General features: G+C 51.6%; 16 protein-coding genes and 1 pseudogene. 13 read left to right on the forward strand and 4 right to left on the reverse strand.

Features of this window, described 5'->3' with window-relative positions:
• Positions 1 to 20 precede the first annotated feature (20 nt).
• On the reverse strand, positions 21 to 425 hold the full coding sequence (locus AC23NW_RS25420; protein WP_487452993.1) for a GNAT family N-acetyltransferase: 405 nt from the start codon (positions 423 to 425) through the stop codon (positions 21 to 23).
• Positions 426 to 519: 94 nt separating this feature from the next.
• Here AC23NW_RS25420 and AC23NW_RS25425 point away from each other — a divergent pair.
• The 8 genes and pseudogenes from AC23NW_RS25425 to AC23NW_RS25460 all read left to right on the forward strand — a co-directional run bounded on the left by AC23NW_RS25425 (position 520) and on the right by AC23NW_RS25460 (position 9,075).
• Positions 520 to 1,883, forward strand: a pseudogene (locus AC23NW_RS25425) (TrpB-like pyridoxal phosphate-dependent enzyme).
• Positions 1,884 to 2,071: 188 nt separating this feature from the next.
• Positions 2,072 to 2,650 carry a Uma2 family endonuclease gene (locus tag AC23NW_RS25430; RefSeq protein ID WP_487452995.1) on the forward strand — a complete coding sequence of 193 codons (579 nt, stop codon included), beginning with the start codon at positions 2,072 to 2,074 and terminating at the stop codon, positions 2,648 to 2,650.
• Positions 2,616 to 3,275, forward strand: coding sequence for an adenosylcobinamide-GDP ribazoletransferase (locus AC23NW_RS25435; RefSeq protein WP_487452997.1), 660 nt, complete (start codon positions 2,616 to 2,618; stop codon positions 3,273 to 3,275). Before AC23NW_RS25430 ends, AC23NW_RS25435 begins: the two co-directional genes overlap by 35 nt.
• 162 nt (positions 3,276 to 3,437) lie before the next feature.
• On the forward strand, positions 3,438 to 3,974 hold the full coding sequence (locus AC23NW_RS25440; RefSeq protein ID WP_487452999.1) for a DUF6580 family putative transport protein: 537 nt from the start codon (positions 3,438 to 3,440) through the stop codon (positions 3,972 to 3,974).
• Between the two features lie 141 nt (positions 3,975 to 4,115).
• Complete coding sequence (locus AC23NW_RS25445) at positions 4,116 to 6,245, forward strand: Tex family protein (protein ID WP_293833210.1); 2,130 nt, start codon at positions 4,116 to 4,118, stop codon at positions 6,243 to 6,245.
• 133 nt (positions 6,246 to 6,378) lie between these two features.
• The gene (locus AC23NW_RS25450; protein WP_487453000.1) at positions 6,379 to 7,425 is read left to right on the forward strand and encodes a fasciclin domain-containing protein; all 1,047 of its coding nucleotides are present in this window, start codon (positions 6,379 to 6,381) and stop codon (positions 7,423 to 7,425) included.
• A gap of 256 nt (positions 7,426 to 7,681) precedes the next feature.
• Entirely contained in the window at positions 7,682 to 8,248 is a 567-nt protein-coding gene (locus AC23NW_RS25455; protein WP_293833206.1) for an RNA polymerase sigma factor, read from the forward strand.
• The gene (locus AC23NW_RS25460; protein ID WP_293833204.1) at positions 8,245 to 9,075 is read left to right on the forward strand and encodes an anti-sigma factor; all 831 of its coding nucleotides are present in this window, start codon (positions 8,245 to 8,247) and stop codon (positions 9,073 to 9,075) included. The genes AC23NW_RS25455 and AC23NW_RS25460 overlap by 4 nt, the downstream gene beginning before the upstream one ends.
• Positions 9,076 to 9,113: 38 nt before the next feature.
• Here the strand turns inward: AC23NW_RS25460 and AC23NW_RS25465 are convergent, their stop codons facing one another.
• On the reverse strand, positions 9,114 to 10,037 hold the full coding sequence (locus AC23NW_RS25465; protein ID WP_293833203.1) for an RraA family protein: 924 nt from the start codon (positions 10,035 to 10,037) through the stop codon (positions 9,114 to 9,116).
• A gap of 102 nt (positions 10,038 to 10,139) precedes the next feature.
• Here AC23NW_RS25465 and AC23NW_RS25470 point away from each other — a divergent pair, with 102 nt between their 5' ends.
• The 5 genes from AC23NW_RS25470 to AC23NW_RS25490 all read left to right on the forward strand — a co-directional run bounded on the left by AC23NW_RS25470 (position 10,140) and on the right by AC23NW_RS25490 (position 16,452).
• Positions 10,140 to 11,594: a mandelate racemase/muconate lactonizing enzyme family protein gene (locus tag AC23NW_RS25470; RefSeq protein ID WP_487453003.1), complete on the forward strand. Its 1,455-nt coding sequence runs from the start codon at positions 10,140 to 10,142 to the stop codon at positions 11,592 to 11,594.
• Positions 11,595 to 11,698: 104 nt separating this feature from the next.
• A complete protein-coding gene (gene udk, locus AC23NW_RS25475; protein WP_293833199.1) occupies positions 11,699 to 12,322 on the forward strand; it encodes a uridine kinase in 624 nt (207 codons plus the stop codon).
• A 116-nt stretch (positions 12,323 to 12,438) separates the two neighbouring features.
• Positions 12,439 to 12,990: a fasciclin domain-containing protein gene (locus tag AC23NW_RS25480; RefSeq protein WP_487453005.1), complete on the forward strand. Its 552-nt coding sequence runs from the start codon at positions 12,439 to 12,441 to the stop codon at positions 12,988 to 12,990.
• Between the two features lie 112 nt (positions 12,991 to 13,102).
• Positions 13,103 to 13,621: a peptide-methionine (R)-S-oxide reductase MsrB gene (gene msrB / locus AC23NW_RS25485; protein ID WP_487453007.1), complete on the forward strand. Its 519-nt coding sequence runs from the start codon at positions 13,103 to 13,105 to the stop codon at positions 13,619 to 13,621.
• A 263-nt stretch (positions 13,622 to 13,884) separates the two neighbouring features.
• Positions 13,885 to 16,452: a penicillin-binding protein 1A gene (locus AC23NW_RS25490; RefSeq protein ID WP_487453009.1), complete on the forward strand. Its 2,568-nt coding sequence runs from the start codon at positions 13,885 to 13,887 to the stop codon at positions 16,450 to 16,452.
• A gap of 190 nt (positions 16,453 to 16,642) precedes the next feature.
• On the opposite strand, the gene AC23NW_RS25495 is transcribed toward AC23NW_RS25490, so the two are convergent.
• Both AC23NW_RS25495 and AC23NW_RS25500 read right to left on the reverse strand, forming a co-directional pair.
• Positions 16,643 to 18,310 (reverse strand): beta-N-acetylhexosaminidase, encoded by a 1,668-nt coding sequence (locus AC23NW_RS25495; protein ID WP_487453010.1) that lies wholly within the window; start codon positions 18,308 to 18,310, stop codon positions 16,643 to 16,645.
• A 38-nt stretch (positions 18,311 to 18,348) separates the two neighbouring features.
• A complete protein-coding gene (locus AC23NW_RS25500) occupies positions 18,349 to 19,791 on the reverse strand; it encodes an alpha-L-fucosidase (RefSeq protein WP_487453012.1) in 1,443 nt (480 codons plus the stop codon).

Below are 19,791 nucleotides of genomic sequence, written 5' to 3' on the forward strand. Positions count from 1 at the left end.
AGTATAACGTCACATACCCGTTACAAATCCAGCACGTATTTTACATACGGAACCGGACCTTTATAGAACATATCCCCCGCTGGCTGCATGCCGAACCGGCGGTAAAAAGCGGCCGCCGACAGCCGGGCATCGCACCAGATCCGGTGTGCGCCCAGGCGGCGCGCTTCAGCGAAAACGTGATTCAGCAGGGCCGTGCCGATGCCGTTGCCCTGCTGCTCCGGCTGGGTAGCAAACTTGCGGAACCGGGCTTCGCCGTTTTGCAGAAAAAGTGAGATCACAGCAACTAAAGTATCGTTCAGAAACGCACCGTAATGCCGTCCGGCTTCATCGTCCGGAACTTTCACAAAATCAATCGGTTGGTCGGGCCATAATACCTGATGACGAAGCGCATAGGTATCAGCTGCTGATATTTCTCTGATTTGCATTCTCTGAGTCGGGTTTATTGGTAAATTGGGCCGCAGGATCCGACACCCGTCCGGACCGGAAAACGAAACTATTACCCTTAAACCAGTAAACCGAATGGCACAGAAAAAATACACCTTGTCTGAAGCCGAAATCCCTGAACAGTGGTACAACATCGTGGCCGATATGCCCAACAAACCACTGCCGCCACTGCATCCGGGTACCAAAGAGCCGATTGGCCCCGAGATGCTGATGCCGCTTTTCCCGATGGAACTCATTAAACAGGAGGTTTCCGGCGATAAATGGGTATCAATCCCCGATGAAGTCCGTGAGATGTACAAAATCTGGCGGCCAACCCCGCTGTTCCGGGCATACGGGCTGGAGAAAATGCTGGATACGCCCGCTAAAATCTACTATAAATACGAAGGGGTAAGTCCCGCCGGATCACACAAGCCGAACACCGCTATCCCGCAGGCGTATTACAACAAGCAGGAAGGCGTGAAACGGATTACGACCGAAACCGGTGCCGGTCAGTGGGGAAGCGCCCTGAGCTTTGCCTGCCAGCTGTTCGGCATTGAGTGTGAAGTCTACATGGTTAAGGCCAGCTACGAAGGCAAGCCTTACCGGAAAATGATGATGAACACGTGGGGAGCAACCGTTTACCCGTCGCCGTCTACCCGTACCGAATCCGGCCGGAAAATTCTGTCGCAGGACCCTGATTCGCCGGGCAGCCTGGGCATTGCCATTTCGGAGGCCGTTGAACTGGCCATGCAGGACGATAACACAAAATACGCCCTCGGCTCGGTACTGAACCACGTGTTGATGCACCAGACCGTGATTGGTCTGGAATCCATCAAACAGCTGGAGCAGGCCGGCGACTTCCCCGATATTGTCGGGCTCCCTTCGGTGGCGGCTCCAACTTTGCGGGTATTGCGTTCCCGTTCCTGCGGTACAATCTTGAGGGCAAGGGCAACGTCCGCTGCATTGCGGCCGAACCGGCCTCCTGCCCGAAACTGACCCGTGGTGTCTTCCGCTACGATCTGGGCGATACTGTCGGTATGACCCCGCTCCTGCCGATGTACACGCTGGGCCATAACTTTATCCCGGCACCAATCCATGCCGGTGGTCTGCGCTACCACGGAGCCGGGGCCATTGTGAGTCAGTTGCTGAACGACGGTCTCATTGAGGCCCAGGCGCTTAAACAGCTCGAATGCTTCGACGCCGGCATTAAGTTTGCCCGTGCCGAGGGCATTATCCCGGCACCGGAAGCCACCCACGCGATTGCGACCGCTATCCGGGAAGCAGATATTGCCAAAGAGGAAGGCAAGAGCAAAACTATTCTGTTTAACCTGTGCGGCCACGGCCACTTCGACATGGCGGCCTATGACCAGTACCTGTCGGGTAAACTGGTTGAGCACGAAGTCACGCAGGAGGAAATCCTCGCCTCCCTCGCCGAACTCGATACGCCGACGATTGGTTAACTGAGCATACGATATCAATCGTTACATACGTACACCGCATAGGTACATCGATCACATAAAAAGTAAGGTATCTTTGTTTTTCTATGTGCCTATGTGGTGTGATACCATTTAATGTTGTCCGGAAATCACCGGTAGGAATAACGTCTGAAGCGGGGCAGAAAAGCTTTCAGATTTGAAACCTCAATACCATGCAATCAACCCGGTACGAAAAACGTCTTTCCGCAAGTGAGTACTTTGCTCTGGAAGAAACCAGTGAGGTCCGCCATGAATTTTATAGAGGCGAAGTTTTCGCCATGGCCGGAACGTCACTGAATCACAATGAAATTGTCTTAAATACAACGTTTGCGCTGCGGGAGCATTTCCGTCCGCAAGGGTGTCGGGTGTTTTCAGAAAGTGTCAAACTGGAAGTAATCCGGGATGTCTATTACCCCTATCCGGACATCATGCTCACCTGCCACCCCGACGACTTACAGGCACGGTTTGTTGTAAAGCAGCCAACGCTCATTGCCGAGGTATTGGCCAGATCAACGACCGACCATGACCGCAGCTTTAAATGGCAGCAGTACCAGCGGATGCCGTCGCTGATGCATTACCTGCTCATTTCCCAATATGAGTACCACATTGAACTATATAGCCGGAATGTTCATTTCTGGAAATATGAAGTATTTGATCGGCCCGATCAGGTGCTTTTTCTGGAACACATAGCGCTCTCGCTGCCCCTTTCGGCTATTTATGAGAACATTGTTTTTACCCCCGCAAACGAGTAAACAAGCCCTTTTATATCCCCTTGCCGGCTGGCTTACCGGCGGTATCGCCGCTGCCGTTTTTTGGGCAGGTCAGTTTCTGTTTCCGAATGAACTGGCGGTGCTGGTCAGCCTGCTGGTCAGTGTCTGGCTTAGCCGCGCCCGGGCCGAAGCCTCATTTACGACCGTTATCAGCCAATCCGGCTCGCCCGGCAATAGCCTGACCGCCAACGGCATTGTAGCCCTGACGGGGCTGTTAGCCATTAAGCTGGTCACCATGCACACCATGCTGACGGTGCGCGTCTTTTCATGGGACATGGCCCTGCAACTGCTGGTTGTTCACAGTCTCAGCCGCTTTCTGGCGCTTACCCTACCGTCCCCCAACCGCATCACGGAATTGTCCGGTGCTAACTTCGTCGTGGCCGGACTGCTGGCGCTTGTACCGCTGATTGGCCTGGTACTCTACAGTGGTCTCTGGATTTATGGTCTTTTCCTGCTTCCGCTCTCAGGCGTGCGGTTTGGCATTGCCCGCTGGTATCGCCGGCAGCCGGCAGGAGCTGATCCGGTAACGGGTATCGGGGCCGCGCAGCAGATTGCAGAAGCATTTCTGTACATTTCTTTTGTGTCTTTTCTCTGGGTTTCGGTATAGGTATTTACCGGTAGCAACCGGCCTGATAAATAGACGGGATCAGCCAATCCGGTGAAAACTCCGTCGCAACAGTACAATCTTTGTCAGCCTTGTCGGTTTATTTTGCGTTCCGCCTATCAAAAAATGCAATATCTTTGCAAGACGTATTCTGAACATTGTAACATGAAACCAATAAGCATTCGCCTGACAACCGTAACATCCATTGTTTTATTAGCCGCCTTATTCCGGTTATTACCACACTGGCCAAACTTCACACCAATTGCTGCCATGGCGCTTTTTGGTGCCGCTAAGTTTGAGAAAAAGTGGTTAGGGTTGATCATTCCGATGCTGGCCATGTTGCTGAGCGATGCCCTGATCGGTTTCCACGGCAATATGCTTTCGGTGTACGTTAGTTTTGCCCTGACCTGGGTAATCGGCATGGTCGCCCTGCGCCGCCCGACGGCCGGCCGCGTGGCTGCCTCAGCGATCGCCTCATCGGTGCTGTTTTTCCTGATCACTAACTTTGCCGTCTGGTATGGATCAACCTACTATACCCAGGACATGCAGGGCCTGTTTACCTGCTACACTGCTGGTCTGGCATTCTACAACGGGCAGTCGTTTTTCCTGAATGGTGTGTGCGGTGATCTGGTTTTCAGCACTGTCCTGTTCGGTGGCTACTATCTGCTGCAACAACGCTTCAGCAGCCTGCGGATTGCTTAATCCTGATACAGATATAATTGCAAATCGCCGGCCAACACCGGCGATTTTTATTTTGGCCTAATTGCGACACAAACACAAAAAAAGTTGCCCTGAACCACGGAACCGGCTTTTTTTGCGTTTTGATTGCTTTACTAAATTTTCATGACCCAAACGTATGATCACCGCATTGCCGGTCTACTGAACCTGAATAGCCGGCAGGTTGCGAACACGATTCAGCTGCTCGACGGCGGGGCTACCGTACCGTTTATTGCCCGCTACCGGAAAGAAGCGACCAATCAACTGGACGAGGTTCAGATCTCGGCCATCCGCGATACATACCAAAAACTTCAGGAACTCGACAAACGTCGGGAAGCCATCCTGAAATCGATTAGTGAACAGGGTAAACTGACGCCCGAACTACAGAAAAAAATTGAAGCGGCCGATACCCTCACCGATCTGGAAGACCTTTATCTGCCGTATAAACCGAAGCGGAAAACCCGCGCCACCATTGCCATCGAGCGGGGGCTGGAACCGCTCGCCAACCTGCTTTTTGACCAGAAGGAACGGGATCCGGAACGGGTAGCCGAACGCTATCTGAGCGATGCTGTCCCGACGGTGGCCGATGCCTTACAAGGCGCCCGCGACATTCTGGCGGAACGGGTCAGCGAGGATACCGACGCCCGCCAGCGGATCCGGAACATTTTCGAACGGGAAGCCATTATCCGCGCCGTTGTCAAAAAAAACAAGGAAACCGAGGGCGTCAAGTTCAAGGATTACTTTGATTTTGCCGAACCGCTGCGGCGCGTGCCGTCGCACCGGCTGCTGGCCATCCGGCGGGGAGAAGCCGAAGGGTTTCTGTCGGTCAGCATCAGTCCGGATGAAGACGCGGCCGTTGAGCGCCTGCAACGCCAGTTTGTGTCGTTCCGTGCCACCCCCGCCTGTCAGGATCAGGTCGAACTGGCTGTGCGCGATGGCTATAAACGGCTGCTTAAACCATCGATTGAAACGGAATTCGACAACCTGTCGAAGCAAAAGGCCGATCAGGAAGCAATCCGGATTTTTGCCGATAACCTGCGGCAGCTGCTGCTGAGTTCGCCCCTTGGCCAGAAACGCGTACTGGCCATCGACCCGGGCTACCGGACCGGCTGTAAAGTTGTGGTGCTCGATGCCCAGGGCAACCTCCTGACCGATACCGTCATTCACCTGTTCATGTCCGATTCGGCTAAGCAGCAGGCGACGTTTACAGTCCTGAAGCTGGTACAACAGCATCATATTGAAGCCATTGCCATTGGTAACGGTACGGCCGGCCGCGAAACCGAAGATTTTGTCCGCAGCCTGACGTTCTCCCATACGGTTTCGATTTTTGTGGTAAGCGAGCAGGGTGCTTCGGTCTATTCGGCCTCCGACGTGGCCCGCGAAGAATTTCCGGATAAGGACGTGACGGTGCGGGGTGCGGTTTCGATTGGTCGCCGGCTCATGGACCCGCTGGCCGAACTGGTCAAAATTGACCCGAAATCAATCGGTGTCGGCCAATACCAGCACGATGTCGATCAGGGCGACCTGAAGAAAAGCCTCGACGGCATTGTTGAAAGCTGCGTGAACCAGGTTGGTGTATCCCTGAACACTGCCAGTGCGCACCTGCTGCGTTATGTGTCGGGGCTCGGCCCGCAACTGGCGAATAACATTGTGCAGTTCCGCGCCCAGAACGGACCGTTCTCCTCCCGCGATCAACTGAAAAAAGTGCCGCGCCTCGGCCCGAAAGCCTATGAGCAATGTGCCGGTTTCCTGCGGATCGACGGTGCCCGTAATCCGCTCGACAACAGTGCGGTTCACCCGGAAAGTTATGCCGTGGTGGAAAAAATGGCCGGTGATCTGAATACTACGGTGGCCGACCTGATCAAACGTCCCGACCTGCGGAAACAGATTAAGCCGGAGCGTTATGTAACGCAGACAATCGGCTTACCGACCCTGCGCGACATTCTGGCCGAACTTGAGAAACCCGGCCGTGACCCGCGCGAACCGCTGTCTGATTTTGAATACGACGCCCGCATCCGGACCATGGAAGATCTCCATGAAGGTATGGTACTGAGCGGCGTCGTGACCAACGTGACCGCTTTCGGGGCATTCGTAGACATTGGCGTGAAGCAGGACGGTCTGGTGCACATCTCGCAGTTATCGCACCAGTTTGTCAAAGACCCGCGTGAAGTGGTTCGGGTTCATCAGAAAGTACAGGTAAAGGTTACAGAAGTGGATATGGCCCGTAAGCGGATAGCGCTGACGATGAAATTATAGTGCAGATTTAGCACGGCCGGAAACATTTACTTAGTCGACCGGTTTTAAAGAGTGTAGTTCGGTACGTACCGGATTACACTCTTTTTTTTGTATTAACAACAATACTACGCTGTACAATCAGCTACTCAACGCTATGAAACGTATCATTCTATCGGGCTTACTCAGCGGCGGTTTGCTGCTGGCCGGCCAATCCTTATACGCACAGATTATCCCTGAAAGTCAGCTCAGTCAGGAAACTACAGCCGCTCCGGCAGATAAACAACAAAGCCGGCAGGAGAAAAAAGCCATGCGCAGACGGGAACGTGACGAACGCCGGATGCAACGCCGGACGGATACGAACGGCCGGATGCAGTCAGATCGTACAACGGCTGGTTATGCCCCTGTAAATCCGCCTTCTGCGCCTGCCGGCCAGCACGTAAATAAAGCCATGGAAGCAGGTGCGGTTCAGAATCAGGATGCTTCGTACCGGCAGGAATCGGTTAACAGCGGCAATATGATGAACAACAGCAATGTGTCGAATTATAACAGTCAGCAGGTTACCGCTCCGCCAACCGGTGTTAATGCCACACCGGTCACGACACCGCCTATGACTGCTGAATCAGCAGCCACCAAAAGTGCAGAAAGTCCCGATTTAACCAAACGGGCAGCTACCGGCACTGGTCAGGCCATCAACAAGGCCGTAACGACGGCACCAACCGTTCCGATTGACGTAGCCTCCCCGCGCGCAACAGTTGGCGACTTTACCAGTTCGCAACCTGATTATACAACGCTGCAAAACGCCTTACAAGCCGTTAACCTCGATCAGACCTTAAAAGGTGCGGGGCCTTATACACTGTTTGCCCCGTCGAATGCTGCGTTTAAGAAACTGCCGGTTCAAACCCAGAATACAATGCTGGAAGGAGAAAACCGCGATGTGCTCACCCGGACACTCCGGTATCACGTAGTTGCCGGTACGCTGGACGCCAAAGAGCTGATGCGGCAAATTAAAGCCGGTCAGGGAAAAGCGCAGTTAAAAACGCTGGACGGAATTATCTTAACAGCGCAGCTTTCCGGCAATAATAAAATAATCCTACTCGACGAATCCGGCAAAACGGCAATGATTGACACACCGGACGAACGGCAGGCCAACGGAATTGTGCACGGAATCACAGCTGTACTAAGTCCTGTAAAAGGCAAATGAACCTTTAAATAAGAATACGTAAACTTTTTACCGGTGCGATTATCATGCCATATTGCACCGCTTCTTAAATTAGTACATACTTACCAGCAGCATCTTTTTAGCTTTAGTAAACGCAATTCACTGGTAAATAGCGTCATAACAAACTATTTGCCAGTGAATGAGCCTATTCCTCACAAAAATTACAGGAAGATCCGGGTTTGTGTATTGCTTAGATGTGTTTTTTAATATATTTGACTGAAAACTATACAGCTAAACAGTGAAACGCATACAGCCCTTTGTATCTGAAAGCGTATTGATCGAAAAGCTTAACCGGCGCGATCAACAGGCATTTCAGTGGCTTTACGATCAATATTCAGCAGCTCTTTACGGTGTACTTCTTAAAATAGTACAAGAGGAAGAGCAGGCTGAAGATTTATTGCAGGAAGCATTTATAAAAATCTGGAATAATCTGGACGCTTATGACGCCGGCAAAGGGCGTTTATTCACCTGGCTGTTAAATATTACCCGCAACACAGCTATTGATAGCATACGTGCCAGCAAGGCAGCTCACCGGCCAAATCCAACCAAAGCAATCCGAACTGACGAAGAAAACGTATATATCGTAGATGGTCAGCACAACACCCCGCCTGTTAATCCGGATCACATTGGCGTTCAGGATGTTGTTGATCAATTAAGGCCCGAAAGGAAGGAATTAATTGACTTGGTATACTTTAAGGGGTATACACACGAAGAAGCAGCCGAAACGCTGAATCTGCCGTTAGGTACCGTTAAAACACGAATCAGGGCCGCCTTACAAGAACTGAAACAGCTATTTCATTCATGAATGTTGCGGAATACATCGCTTCAGGGACGTTAGAAGCCTACATACTCGGTGCAGCCAGTGATCAGGAGCGCCGGGAGGTAGAATGTCTTTCTTCCATTTACCCTGAAATTAAACAGGAACTAGATCAGCTGGCATTGGCATTAGAAGGATATGCCATGTCTGTCAGCGTTGAGCCCCCTGCGGCTCTGCGCGACCGGATTATGAGTCAGCTTTCGTTTGGCGTTGCCGAAATAACTCCGGTTGACGGACAGGCAAAACCGGAAGCCAAAGTGCTTCCGATGCCGGACACAAGGCCGATTTATAATATCACCTGGATTGCAGCCGCCTCTGTCGGCTTAGTATTACTTGCGTTTTCGTTTTTTCTGATCACCAGATTACGCGATAATCAGCAGGCACTGGCATCACTCAGAAGCACAAACTCGTCGCTGCAACAGGATATAAATGCACTTAAATCGCAACGGTCAGGTACGGATCAGGTAATGGCCCTGCTCCGGCAGCCAGGTACCAGAATCATTCAGCTGAAAGGCAATGACAAAGCACCGGACGGAAACCTTGCCGTTTACTGGAATCAGCAAACCGGGCAGCTGGCGCTGGATATTACATCGCTGCCGGCTCTGCCTTCGTCCCAGCAATACCAGCTCTGGACGCTGAAAGGCGGAAAACCGTTTGATGCGGGTGTCTTTGACCCGGTTACCGGTATCCATTCGCTGCATGCGATTGATAAAGGATCGGTAGATGCCTTTGCCATCACGATTGAGCAGCGGGGCGGTAGTCCGACACCGCATCTGGAAGCACTAATTGCTATGACCCCGATAAAAGCTTCGTAATAAAAAAGGCCCCGTACGGGGCCTTTTTTTATAACAATTTACCAGTTTTTGCTTTTCAGCAGTTTATCCAGATCGGCGCGGGGCATCGGCACCTTTGCCGGATTCTGATCAATCCACTTGATAAAATCCTGCTTGATTTCAGCAGTCCACTGCTGATCAATCTGCCCCGGTGTATATTTCCCTTCGCGCAGCATCTGATGCCCGAATTTATCCTGCAACGATACAAACTCTGACTCCAGAATTACCTTCTCGGCCAGATGGGCGGGAATAAAGATAATGCCTTCTTTTTTGGCCAGTACCACATCACCCGGCATCGCAACCGCGCGGCCAATCCGGACCGGACAGTTGATGCAGGTCATCGTCATATCCTGAATATACGACGGATCAAAACCACGCACCCAGCCGTTGAATCCTTCGATTTCTTCCAGCCCTTCAAGATCACGCACGCTGCCGTCAAAAATCACCCCGGTTTTAGATTTCGCATAAATGGAGTTTCCCAGGTTATCGCCGATGAGGGTTCCCCAGACAATTTTCCCCATTCCGTCGGCCACATACACGTCGTTTTCCTGCAACAGGTCAATCGGCCATGAGTTTGTATTGCCCTTGCGGCCTTCAGCCTTTCCTTTTTCCTTAATCGGCTTTTCCATATCCGGCCGGCTCGGCATATACTGGGCCGTCAGAACACGGCCGACCATTGGCTTTTCCGGCCGGATAATCTGCCAGTTTCCCTCAAACTGACTGTTGTAACCGTCCTTCCGCATAATACCCCATGCTTCCTCCAGCGAAATATTTTTAAGGCGTTTCAGGAGATTATCAGACACCTTGGGCCGGCCATCGGCCATGCGCTCGCCTTTCCATTCGGCCGTATAAAACAGGATTTGCTCTTTTGTCATCTGGATCTGCGCCTTCGCACTGATTGCCAGCAAGGTAAGTAGAGAAACAAGCAGCGTACTTTTTTTCATGAGTAAAGATTTAGGATTTAATCATAAAAGACATTGAAATAAGTAAAATACTGACCAATAATGGCTTATAGAGATGTAGAAAACCTAAATCCTTATCTGTTCATGAAAACTATTTTAGACCGGCTGAAACTACCTGACTGGGCAAAACATCCAGCCTCCCCGACCCCCTCATCCGGTGACCGGCGCACCTTCCTGCGCAACTCGGCACTGGGCGGTTTGTCGCTGGGGATGATGTTCGACGGCCAGACCGAACGGGAACTCGAATACACCACCCAGAAAGTAAACCGGGCGTCCAAACCAGCTGACCTGAAAATTACCGATATGCGCATCGCCGTGCTTCAGGGAGTTCCGTTTACCAGCCCGATTATCCGGATTGATACCAATCAGGGTATCGTCGGCTGGGGCGAAGTACGCGACGGCGCAAGCGCCAATTACGCCTTGATGCTCAAGAGCCGGCTGCTGGGGAAAAACCCGTGTAATGTTGAACAGCTGTTTAAGCAGCTTAAACAGTTCGGCAATCACGGGCGGGCCGCCGGCGGGGTTTGCGGGGTAGAAATGGCCCTGTGGGACCTGGCAGGCAAAGCCTATAATGTGCCGGCCTACCAGCTGCTGGGCGGAAAGTACCGCGATGAAGTCCGTCTGTATGCTGATACACCCGAAGGAAAAACATACGAGGAGTTTGCCGAAAATATGAAAAAACGGAAAGCGCAGGGGTTCACCTTCCTGAAAATGGACTTCGGGATCGGGATGCTGGCCGGCGAACCGGGCATGCTGGTCGGTGCCGATGTCTGGGATGTAAAAAATCAGTACGGCAACAGCAAACAGATGAAGGCAGGGAATTATGGCATGACCAAACACCCGTTTACCCGCGTACAGGTAACGAAAAAAGGGATTGACAAGCTGGTTAACCACGTCGGCAGGGTCCGTGACATCGTGGGTTATGACACCCCGATGTCGGCCGACCACTTCGGGCATTTCGATGTCAATACGGCCATTCAGATCGGTAAGGCGATGGAACCGTTCCGGCTCGCGTGGCTGGAAGACCTGGTACCGTGGTTCTACACCGATCAGTGGAAACAGATTTCCGACGCGATTGAGACGCCTACCCTCACAGGCGAAGATATTTACCTAAAGGAAGAATTTATTAAGCTCATCGATGCGGGTGCCGTCGATATGATTCACCCTGACCTTGCCTCGTCGGGCGGTCTGCTGGAAACCAAAAAAATCGGCGACTATGCCGAAGACAAAGGAATTCCGATGGCGATGCACTTTGCCGGATCACCGATTTGTATGATGGCCAATGTCCACTGTGCAGCGGCTACCGAAAACTTTGTGGCACTCGAACACCACGGCGTTGATGTTGATGGCTGGGAAGATATTGTTACCGGCCTGAAACCGATTGCGCAGAACGGATTCGTGAAAGTACCCGACCGGCCGGGACTCGGTGTGGACCTGAACGAAGAAGCGGCCAAACGATTCCTCAAAAAAGACGGAACCTGGTTTGCACCTACCGACGTATGGAATACCAAGGATTCGTGGGACCGCGACTGGAGTTAGAACCGCCGGTAGATGCATAGTGAGGGGAATGGTTGAGCAAACCATTCCCCTACTTTTTTTTCAGCCTGCTGCACGGACTCAGTTCCGGTATTTATCTTTGCGCCATGATAACCAAACCGTTTATTGTCGGAATTACCGGCGGCAGCGCATCTGGCAAAACATCGTTTTTGCGAGATTTGATGAGTGCGTTTAGCGAAGATCAAATCTGTCTGATTTCTCAGGATAATTATTACCGCGACCTGAACAGCATCCAGGTCGACGAAAATGGTGTTCATAACTTTGATTTGCCGGAAACAATTGATCATCACCGGTATGCCCAGCACATCCAGCAACTGCGGGCGGGGCATATCGTGGAGCAGTTAGAATACACCTTCAACAAACCAAATGTCATTCCGCAGATCCTGACTTTCCGGCCGGCTCCGATCATTGTCGTGGAGGGAATTTTCGTGTTTCACTTCAAGGAAATTGCCGACCTGCTGGACCTGAAAGTGTTTATTTCGGTTAAAAATCAGGTTAAACTTGACCGCCGGATCAAGCGGGATTTTGAAGAACGCGGGTATGATCTGGACGATGTTTTATACCGGTGGAAGTACCACGTACGGCCTACTTACCAGCAATATATTAAGCCGTATAAAGCTGAAGCTGACTTAGTTGTACCAAACAACATCCATTATAAAAAAGGGCTTGATGTATTGATTGCTTACCTGAAAGCGCATCTGCCTGCATAAAAACTTAGGATCTTTCGAAAACCATTTGCTTAGACAGCGCGTATGTATTCCTGAAAGCGCCTGATTAAACCCGGGCGACGGTCAAACATCTAAAAATCTAAAAGACTATTTCATTTATGGAATTCGTGAAAAAAGCAATGGCTGCTATCGTAATCGCAGCTGGTTTACAAATCAGTGCACAGGCACAGTCTCCGGTTACTGTTGGTGGTGCACCGATGTACCCGAACAAGAATATCATTGAAAACGCTGTCAATTCAAAAGACCATACAACACTGGTAGCCGCCGTGAAAGCGGCAGGACTGGTAGAAACGCTGCAAGGTCCGGGTCCGTTTACGGTATTCGCTCCAACCAACGCGGCTTTCAACAAACTGCCGGCCGGAACGGTTGACAACCTGGTTAAACCAGAGAACAAAGCTACGCTGACCAGCATCCTGACTTACCACGTTGTACCAGGCAAACTGGATTCGAAAGAACTGATGATGAAGATTAAGGACGGTAAAGGCATGACGAAGCTGAAAACCGTTAACGGCGAAACACTTACGGCGAAAATGACGGATAAGGGCCTGACTATTGTCGACTCAAAAGGCAATTCGTCGGTTGTGCAGATCGCGAACGTATACCAGTCGAACGGTGTGATTCACTCGATTGATACCGTGTTGATGCCATAAGTTCCGGCTCAATAATCTAAGACGCAGACTGTAAGTGGTTTATCCTACAGCTGCGTCTTTTTTCTTGCCCTGTCTTTTAAAACTTTCTGTGCTCAAAAAACGTTTTTCAGGTATGAAACCTACAACACTTTTTCAGATTGCCGGTTGCCTGATGCTGATCGGGCTTTTGTTTGCTTTTGTGTTTTCGCAACCGCAGGCGACTGCCTCGGTGACCCATCAGGACCACCAGGTTGATCCGCCGCGGAAAGTGGTAAAAACCGACGCCGAATGGAAAAAGATCCTGACCCCGGATCAGTATGCTGTACTCCGCCAGAAAGGTACGGAGCGCGCCGGCACCAGTCCGCTGAATCATAATAAGGAAAAAGGCGTCTATTACTGCGCGGGCTGTCATAATCCGCTGTTCAGCTCAGATGCCAAATTTGAGTCAGGTACCGGCTGGCCCAGCTTCTTCCGGCCAATTGCCAAAAACGCGGTTGCCGAAGAGTCGGATCACAGCTATGGCATGGTCCGTACTGAAGTAGAATGCAGTGTGTGCCGCGGGCACCTGGGTCACGTTTTTGAAGACGGACCGAAGCCAACCGGACTTCGCTACTGTATGAATGGCGTTGCGCTGAAATTTGAGTCAAAGTAAGGTTTTCAGCAATCAGACAGATTCATTGCATTACGCATTTTTTATATGACCGGCCTCAGCAAGGGCCGGTTTTTTGCGTATAAAAAAGGGCTTTTTTCCGTTATATTTGCGATCCGTTGGCGCGCTGATTTTCCGGCGCAACGGAACAAGCACTAAATGAACATACACTCCTGCCAGGCAGCGGTCCTTCCGGGCTCCGCACTATATCCAGCCTGAACGGCAAACGGGTGTACCACAAAAACTCACTTTTTTCTGTCAATCAGATGATTGCATTTTGGGAACGGATTCGGGCTATTGGTCAGGCGATCAGCCGGTTTTGGCGCGGAATCTGGCATGGAGCAGGCCAAATACTCTATAAACTGTCAGTCCGGATCCTGGGTCAGGAACGGGTTGATGCGGTAGCCGGACGCTATCACCATTTTCAGGAACAGAAACGGGCCTTTATCGGCCGGTTTATTGATACGGAGGCTACTTATTATCCGGCGCTGCGTAAACTCTGGAAAGGGTTTGTTTTTTTTATGCTCGCCATTGCCCTTTACGTTTTTACATTAGAAACCAATTTTCTGTGGCTGACCGGCTCAATGCCCAGCCTTGAAGATCTGCAAAACCCGAAACTAAACCAGTCTTCCGAAATCTACACGCTCGACGGCGTACCGATCGGCAAATTCTACACCGAAAACCGTACGCCCATTACCTACCAGAATATCCCGAAACACCTGATCAATGCGCTGATCGCGACGGAAGACGTCCGGTTTTACAAACATTCAGGTATTGATACCAGGGCGCTGGGCGGTGTATTTTTCTCGGTGATTACGGGCGGTGACCGTGGGGGTGGAAGTACTATTACGCAGCAGCTGGCCAAAAACCTCTTTAAAACCCGCCGGAATGCGTCGAAAGGTGTATTGATGTATATCCCGGTTGTCCGGACGCTGATTATTAAGTCGAAGGAATGGCTCATGGCCATTAAACTGGAACGGACCTTTACCAAAGACGAAATTCTGACCTATTACTTCAATACCGTTGATTTTGGCAGCAACTCCTTTGGACTGAAAACGGCCGCGCGGACGTTTTTCAATAAACAACCCGATAGCCTCAACATTCAGGAAGGCGCCGTGCTGGTAGGCCTTCAGAAAGCAACCACCTCCTATAACCCGCTGCGGAATCCGAAACGCTCTACCGAACGCCGGAATACGGTACTGGGACAAATGGCTAAATATGGTTTCCTGACCGCAAAGCAGGCTGACTCAATCAGTGCCCTGCCGCTGAAAACGGACTTCACCCCCGAAAACCCATACGCAGGCCCTGCCAATTACCTGAAAAACGCGGTGGTCGATTATGTCGAAAAATGGGGAAAGGAAAACGGATATGACCTCTATACCGATGGTCTGAAGATCTATACGACGGTCGATTCGCGGATGCAGTCGTATGCCGAAGACGCAGTTGACGAAAAAATGAAGCAGCTCCAGCGGACGTTTAATAACCACTGGAAAGGCCGCAACCCATGGACTGATGAAGACGGTAACGAAATTCCGGGCTTTATCGACTCGGTTGCCAAACGTACTGACCGGTATAAAGGGCTGGTTCGCCGGTTCCCGCAGAGCCCCGATTCGGTGAATTACTACATGAAGGTCAGGAAGTTTAAAATGAAGGTTTTTGACTGGAACGGCGAAAAAGAAGAAGAAATGACGCCGTTTGATTCCATTGCCTATTACAAACGCTTTTTGCAGGCGGGTATGGTGGCGATGGATCCGCATACGGGTTTCATCCGTGCCTGGGTTGGTGGTCTGAACTACGATTACTTTAAATACGACCACGTCAAGCAGGGCAAACGGCAACCGGGATCAACCTTTAAGCCATTTGTTTACACCACGGCCATCGACGATTCGACCATGAACCTGAGCCCGTGCGACCGTATCCGTGACGAACCGTTTGAAAAAGAATACGTTGAGAAAGGTGAGATGAAAGTCTGGCGGCCGAAAAACTCAACCGGCTCCTTCTCCTATTCCAACATGACGCTGCGGCGGGCCATGGCGCGGTCGATTAACTCGATCACGGCTCAGCTGACCGACCGCGTGGGGCCGGAGCGGGTTGTTGAATACGCACACCGGCTGGGTATTAAGAGCCCGCTGGCGGCTGTTCCGTCGATCGGGCTGGGGTCTTCCGACGTGTCCCTGTATGAACTGGTATCGGCTTATTGCACCTTCGTTAATGAAGGAACACATACCGAACCGATTATTGTACAGCGGATTGAAGACCGCAACGGCAACGAGATTGAGTCCTTTACACCAGAGCGTAAACGGGCGATCAGTACCGAGTCGGCCTTCCTGATGATTCATATGCTGAAAGGCGGTTTACAGGAACCGGGCGGTACGTCACAGAATCTATGGTCCTTCAATATTTTCAAGAATAATCTGGAAATGGGCGGCAAAACCGGTACCACTTCCAATAACTCCGATGGCTGGTTTGTGGGCGTATCGCGGGATCTGGTTGTCGGTGCGTGGGTCGGCGGCGATGACCGGAGTATCCACTTCCGGACGACTGATCTCGGCGAAGGAGCAAAAACAGCCCTGCCGCTGGTAGGCGCCTTCCTGGAAAAGGTCTTTGCCGATCCGAAATTCAGAAATTTGCAGGGCCCGTTCCCGAAACCGTCGTTTACGATTGCTAAAAATTACCTCAACTGCGGTTATTCCGACGATGACCGTAGTTCGGAAACCGATTCAACCTCATTCGATGCCGCCGGTGATTCGCTAATTATTCAGGAACCGACCGAAGCGCCGACCGCGCCGCCGGATACAACCGGCAACGGAAATGATGGCGATGCAGAGCAATGAGTCCGACATACCTCTCACAAAAAAAGTCCCGACAGCATGCTGTCGGGACTTTTTTTGTGACAATCCTGGCTGTTGACGCCAAACAGAACATTTTCTGATACCCCGGAAAAAGTAATGGCGCGGTCGGGCCGCGCCATTACTAACATTTGTTCAATAAACTGTTTAACCTAACTCATGATTTGGGGTATTACTACTTTTTCTGAGCAGTTTCTTTCGGCCACTGGTAGTTGAAGTTACCGTTGATCGGAGCACCAAAATAGTTCAGATTCAGATAGTCCAATCGTTTTTTGTGCAGCTCCAGCCGTTGTTTAAAATCGTCCACATTCTTGCGGTCCTTATCCGTCCAGCCTACTTCGGCCAGCGCAATTGCCCGCGGAAACGTCATATACTCCACGTACTCCGGCGTTCGCATGTATTCAGTCCAGACGTTACCCTGTACACCGATAATATGCTTTGCTTCATCCGGTGTCAGTTCAGCCGGTGTCGGCTCATACGAATACGCTTTTTCCACAGTAGTAAAACCACCAATGGCAATCGGCTGCGTTTTTGCATCGGCCTGATAGTGGTCAAGGTAGCAGAAACCGCCCGGTGTCATAATGGCGTCGTGCTTTTGTTTAGCAGCAGCAATACCGCCTTCGGTGCCCCGCCAGCTCATTACCGTCGCATTTGGCGATAAGCCCCCTTCCAGTATTTCGTCCCAGCCAATCATCCGGCGGCCTTTGGCAGTGATGAACTGATCAATCCGGCGGATAAAATAGCTCTGAAGTTCATGTTCGTCTTTCAGCCCTTCCTTCTTCATAAGCGCCTGGCAGAACCGGCTTTCTTTCCACTGCTTTTTCGGACACTCATCGCCGCCGATATGGATGTACTGGCCCGGAAAGAGATCCATCACTTCCGTCAGCACATCCTGCAAAAACGTAAACGTTTCTTCACGCGGGAACAGCACATCATCAAAAACGCCCCATTTGGTCGCCACCGGCACGATTTTATCGGCGCTGCTGCCCAGTTCAGGATAACCTGTCAGAACGGCCATTGAGTGACCCGGCATTTCAATTTCGGGAATAATCGTTACGTACTTTGCTTGTGCGTAGCGTACTACCTCACGGATTTCATCCTGCGTATAAAAACCGCCATACGGGGTACCGTCGTAGCGGTTTTCGCCATAACGGCCGGCCATCGTTTCTTTACGCTGCGACCCCAGCTGTGTCAGCTTCGGGTACTTTTTGATTTCGATCCGCCAGCCCTGGTCTTCGGTCAGGTGCCAGTGAAACGTGTTCATCTTGTGCAGCGCGATCATGTCGATGTATTTCTTCACGAACGACACCGGAAAGAAGTGGCGACCCACATCGAGGTGCAGACCACGGTAGCTGTAGCGGGGTTTATCTTCAATATAACAGGCCGGCACACTCCACGTTACCTGCGAAACCACCGCCGGACTGAACACCTCTGCCGGCATCAGCTGGAGCAGCGACTGCATGCCGTAAAAGAACCCTTTCGGCTCCTGCGCCGTAATGACTACCTGCTTCGGCGAAACCTTGAGAAAATAGCCTTCGGTACCCAGTTTATCGCTTTGCTCGGTATCGAAGTAAATGCTGTTGCTCCCGCCTTTTCCAACCTTGATTTTAGGGGCAAAACCAGCCGAAGCCTTGAGTTGCGCCGCCAGCGATTCGGCCAGTTTGCGCACCTCTGCATTTTCTTTTTCCAGTACAAGTGTCAGGTTAGAACCAACCGCAAAGGCACCTTTCTGTTCATCCAGCCGGGCGGGTTTAGGTAAAATGGCATACGTTGCTGTCTGAGCCAATGCTACCTGCGCCGATAGCAAGGCCCCGAGGGCTAGTGTGCAGATTGTTTTTTTCATAGCGTCAAAAAGAAATTGAGTTATAGGAATTGGATTGATTATTTGCTCACTTTGAACACCCAGACCGCCTGGTTGGCCAGCTGCTGCCGTGCGGCCTCCGTGACGGTAACGACCGTTTTATCGCCCGCCTTTTTCCATTTCAGCGGTTGCTTTACGCCTAACAGACTGATCTGCGTTTTGGCAGTTGCCGGCGAAAACGGCAGCTCAATGGTTGCTGAGAGCTTGCTTTCGTCGTCTTTCGGCAGGTATGACACGTAGGTTGCCTTCTCGTTTGCGGTAAAGGCCCATTGGTCCTGACGATATGGTGCGACCGGCTTGGTGTTGTACACTGACTCCCCGTTGACGGTCATCCAGGCACCGATTTCCTTCAGGCGCTGATAGGCTTCTTCGTGCCATTCTCCATCCGGCCCCGGCGCAACGTTCAGCAGCAGGTTACCGTTTTTCGCCACGATGTCGACCAGGGTCTGCACCAGTTTCCGGGCCGGTTTAAAGTTTTCCTTCGGGATGTATGACCAGCTGTCGCCCATGGTCAGGCAGGTCTCCCACGGAATCGGCATATAGTGGTCAGGGATCTGCTGCTCCGGCGTTACGTAGTTTTCAAATTCGCCCGAAACGGTACGGTCAACCACCAGCAAGCCCGGCTGATGCTGGCGGGCCATACCGGCAATTTTTGCCATATTGATGTCCTGACTGTACGGAATCGTCCGCTGCCAGCTTACCGTTGAGTCGATGGTACTGGCCGGACGAACCCAGCCACCGTCCAGCCACAGGATATCAACCTTGCCGTAGCCGGTCATGAGTTCCTGAATCTGGTTGTAGGTGAAATCGCTGAATTTCTGCCAGTTTTCGGGGTATTTTTTCGGATCGTAGCTTACATTCCGGTCTTTCGGCGGGAAATAGGGCCACCAGTACGAGTCGGTATTCCAGTCAGGTTTCGAGAAATAGGTCCCAACCATAAATCCCTGCTGCCGGAATGCCTGCAGAATTTCTTTTGTCACGTTGCTCCGCGGATTCGACGCAAACGGTGATTTTGAGCTGGTAATTTTGTAGTCGGTCTGCTTAGAGTCGAACATGCAGAAGCCATCGTGGTGCTTGGTCGTGAAGATCATGTACTTCATACCCGCCTGCTGAGCCGCCTGCGCCCATCGCTCCGGATTGAAACGCACCGGATTAAACGTCGTCTGCAGGTTCTCATACGCTTTTTTGTAGTCGTACCAGTTTCCGGCATGCGGGCCACGGCGCACGCACCAGCCTTCGTCTTCCGGGCATAACGACCACGACTCAACGACACCCCACTGGCTATAAGTACCCCAGTGCATCAGCAGCCCGAATTTAATATCCTGCCACTGGCCCAGTTTCTGTTTTACGGCGGCATCGGCCGGCCAGATATACTTCGAATGGTTTTGCTCCGAATGTTGCTGAGCCTGCACCGAAAGGCCACAGCACAGGGCGATGGCCAGACTTATCCAGCTTTTTTTCAT

This window comes from Arsenicibacter sp. R0_47 (assembly GCF_057652235.1).

Bases quoted from the DNA above. Each gene is read 5' to 3' on its own strand.
- AC23NW_RS25480 (WP_487453005.1), top strand. From the start codon at position 12,439: ATGGAATTCGTGAAAAAAGCAATGGCTGCTATCGTAATCGCAGCTGGT.
- udk (WP_293833199.1), top strand. From the start codon at position 11,699: ATGATAACCAAACCGTTTATTGTCGGAATTACCGGCGGCAGCGCATCT.
- AC23NW_RS25500 (WP_487453012.1), bottom strand. From the start codon at position 19,791: ATGAAAAAAAGCTGGATAAGTCTGGCCATCGCCCTGTGCTGTGGCCTT.
- msrB (WP_487453007.1), top strand. From the start codon at position 13,103: ATGAAACCTACAACACTTTTTCAGATTGCCGGTTGCCTGATGCTGATC.
- AC23NW_RS25495 (WP_487453010.1), bottom strand. From the start codon at position 18,310: ATGAAAAAAACAATCTGCACACTAGCCCTCGGGGCCTTGCTATCGGCG.
- AC23NW_RS25440 (WP_487452999.1), top strand. From the start codon at position 3,438: ATGAAACCAATAAGCATTCGCCTGACAACCGTAACATCCATTGTTTTA.
- AC23NW_RS25460 (WP_293833204.1), top strand. From the start codon at position 8,245: ATGAATGTTGCGGAATACATCGCTTCAGGGACGTTAGAAGCCTACATA.
- AC23NW_RS25430 (WP_487452995.1), top strand. From the start codon at position 2,072: ATGCAATCAACCCGGTACGAAAAACGTCTTTCCGCAAGTGAGTACTTT.
- AC23NW_RS25435 (WP_487452997.1), top strand. From the start codon at position 2,616: ATGAGAACATTGTTTTTACCCCCGCAAACGAGTAAACAAGCCCTTTTA.
- AC23NW_RS25465 (WP_293833203.1), bottom strand. From the start codon at position 10,037: ATGAAAAAAAGTACGCTGCTTGTTTCTCTACTTACCTTGCTGGCAATC.
- AC23NW_RS25445 (WP_293833210.1), top strand. From the start codon at position 4,116: ATGACCCAAACGTATGATCACCGCATTGCCGGTCTACTGAACCTGAAT.
- AC23NW_RS25420 (WP_487452993.1), bottom strand. From the start codon at position 425: ATGCAAATCAGAGAAATATCAGCAGCTGATACCTATGCGCTTCGTCAT.
- AC23NW_RS25450 (WP_487453000.1), top strand. From the start codon at position 6,379: ATGAAACGTATCATTCTATCGGGCTTACTCAGCGGCGGTTTGCTGCTG.
- AC23NW_RS25470 (WP_487453003.1), top strand. From the start codon at position 10,140: ATGAAAACTATTTTAGACCGGCTGAAACTACCTGACTGGGCAAAACAT.
- AC23NW_RS25490 (WP_487453009.1), top strand. From the start codon at position 13,885: ATGATTGCATTTTGGGAACGGATTCGGGCTATTGGTCAGGCGATCAGC.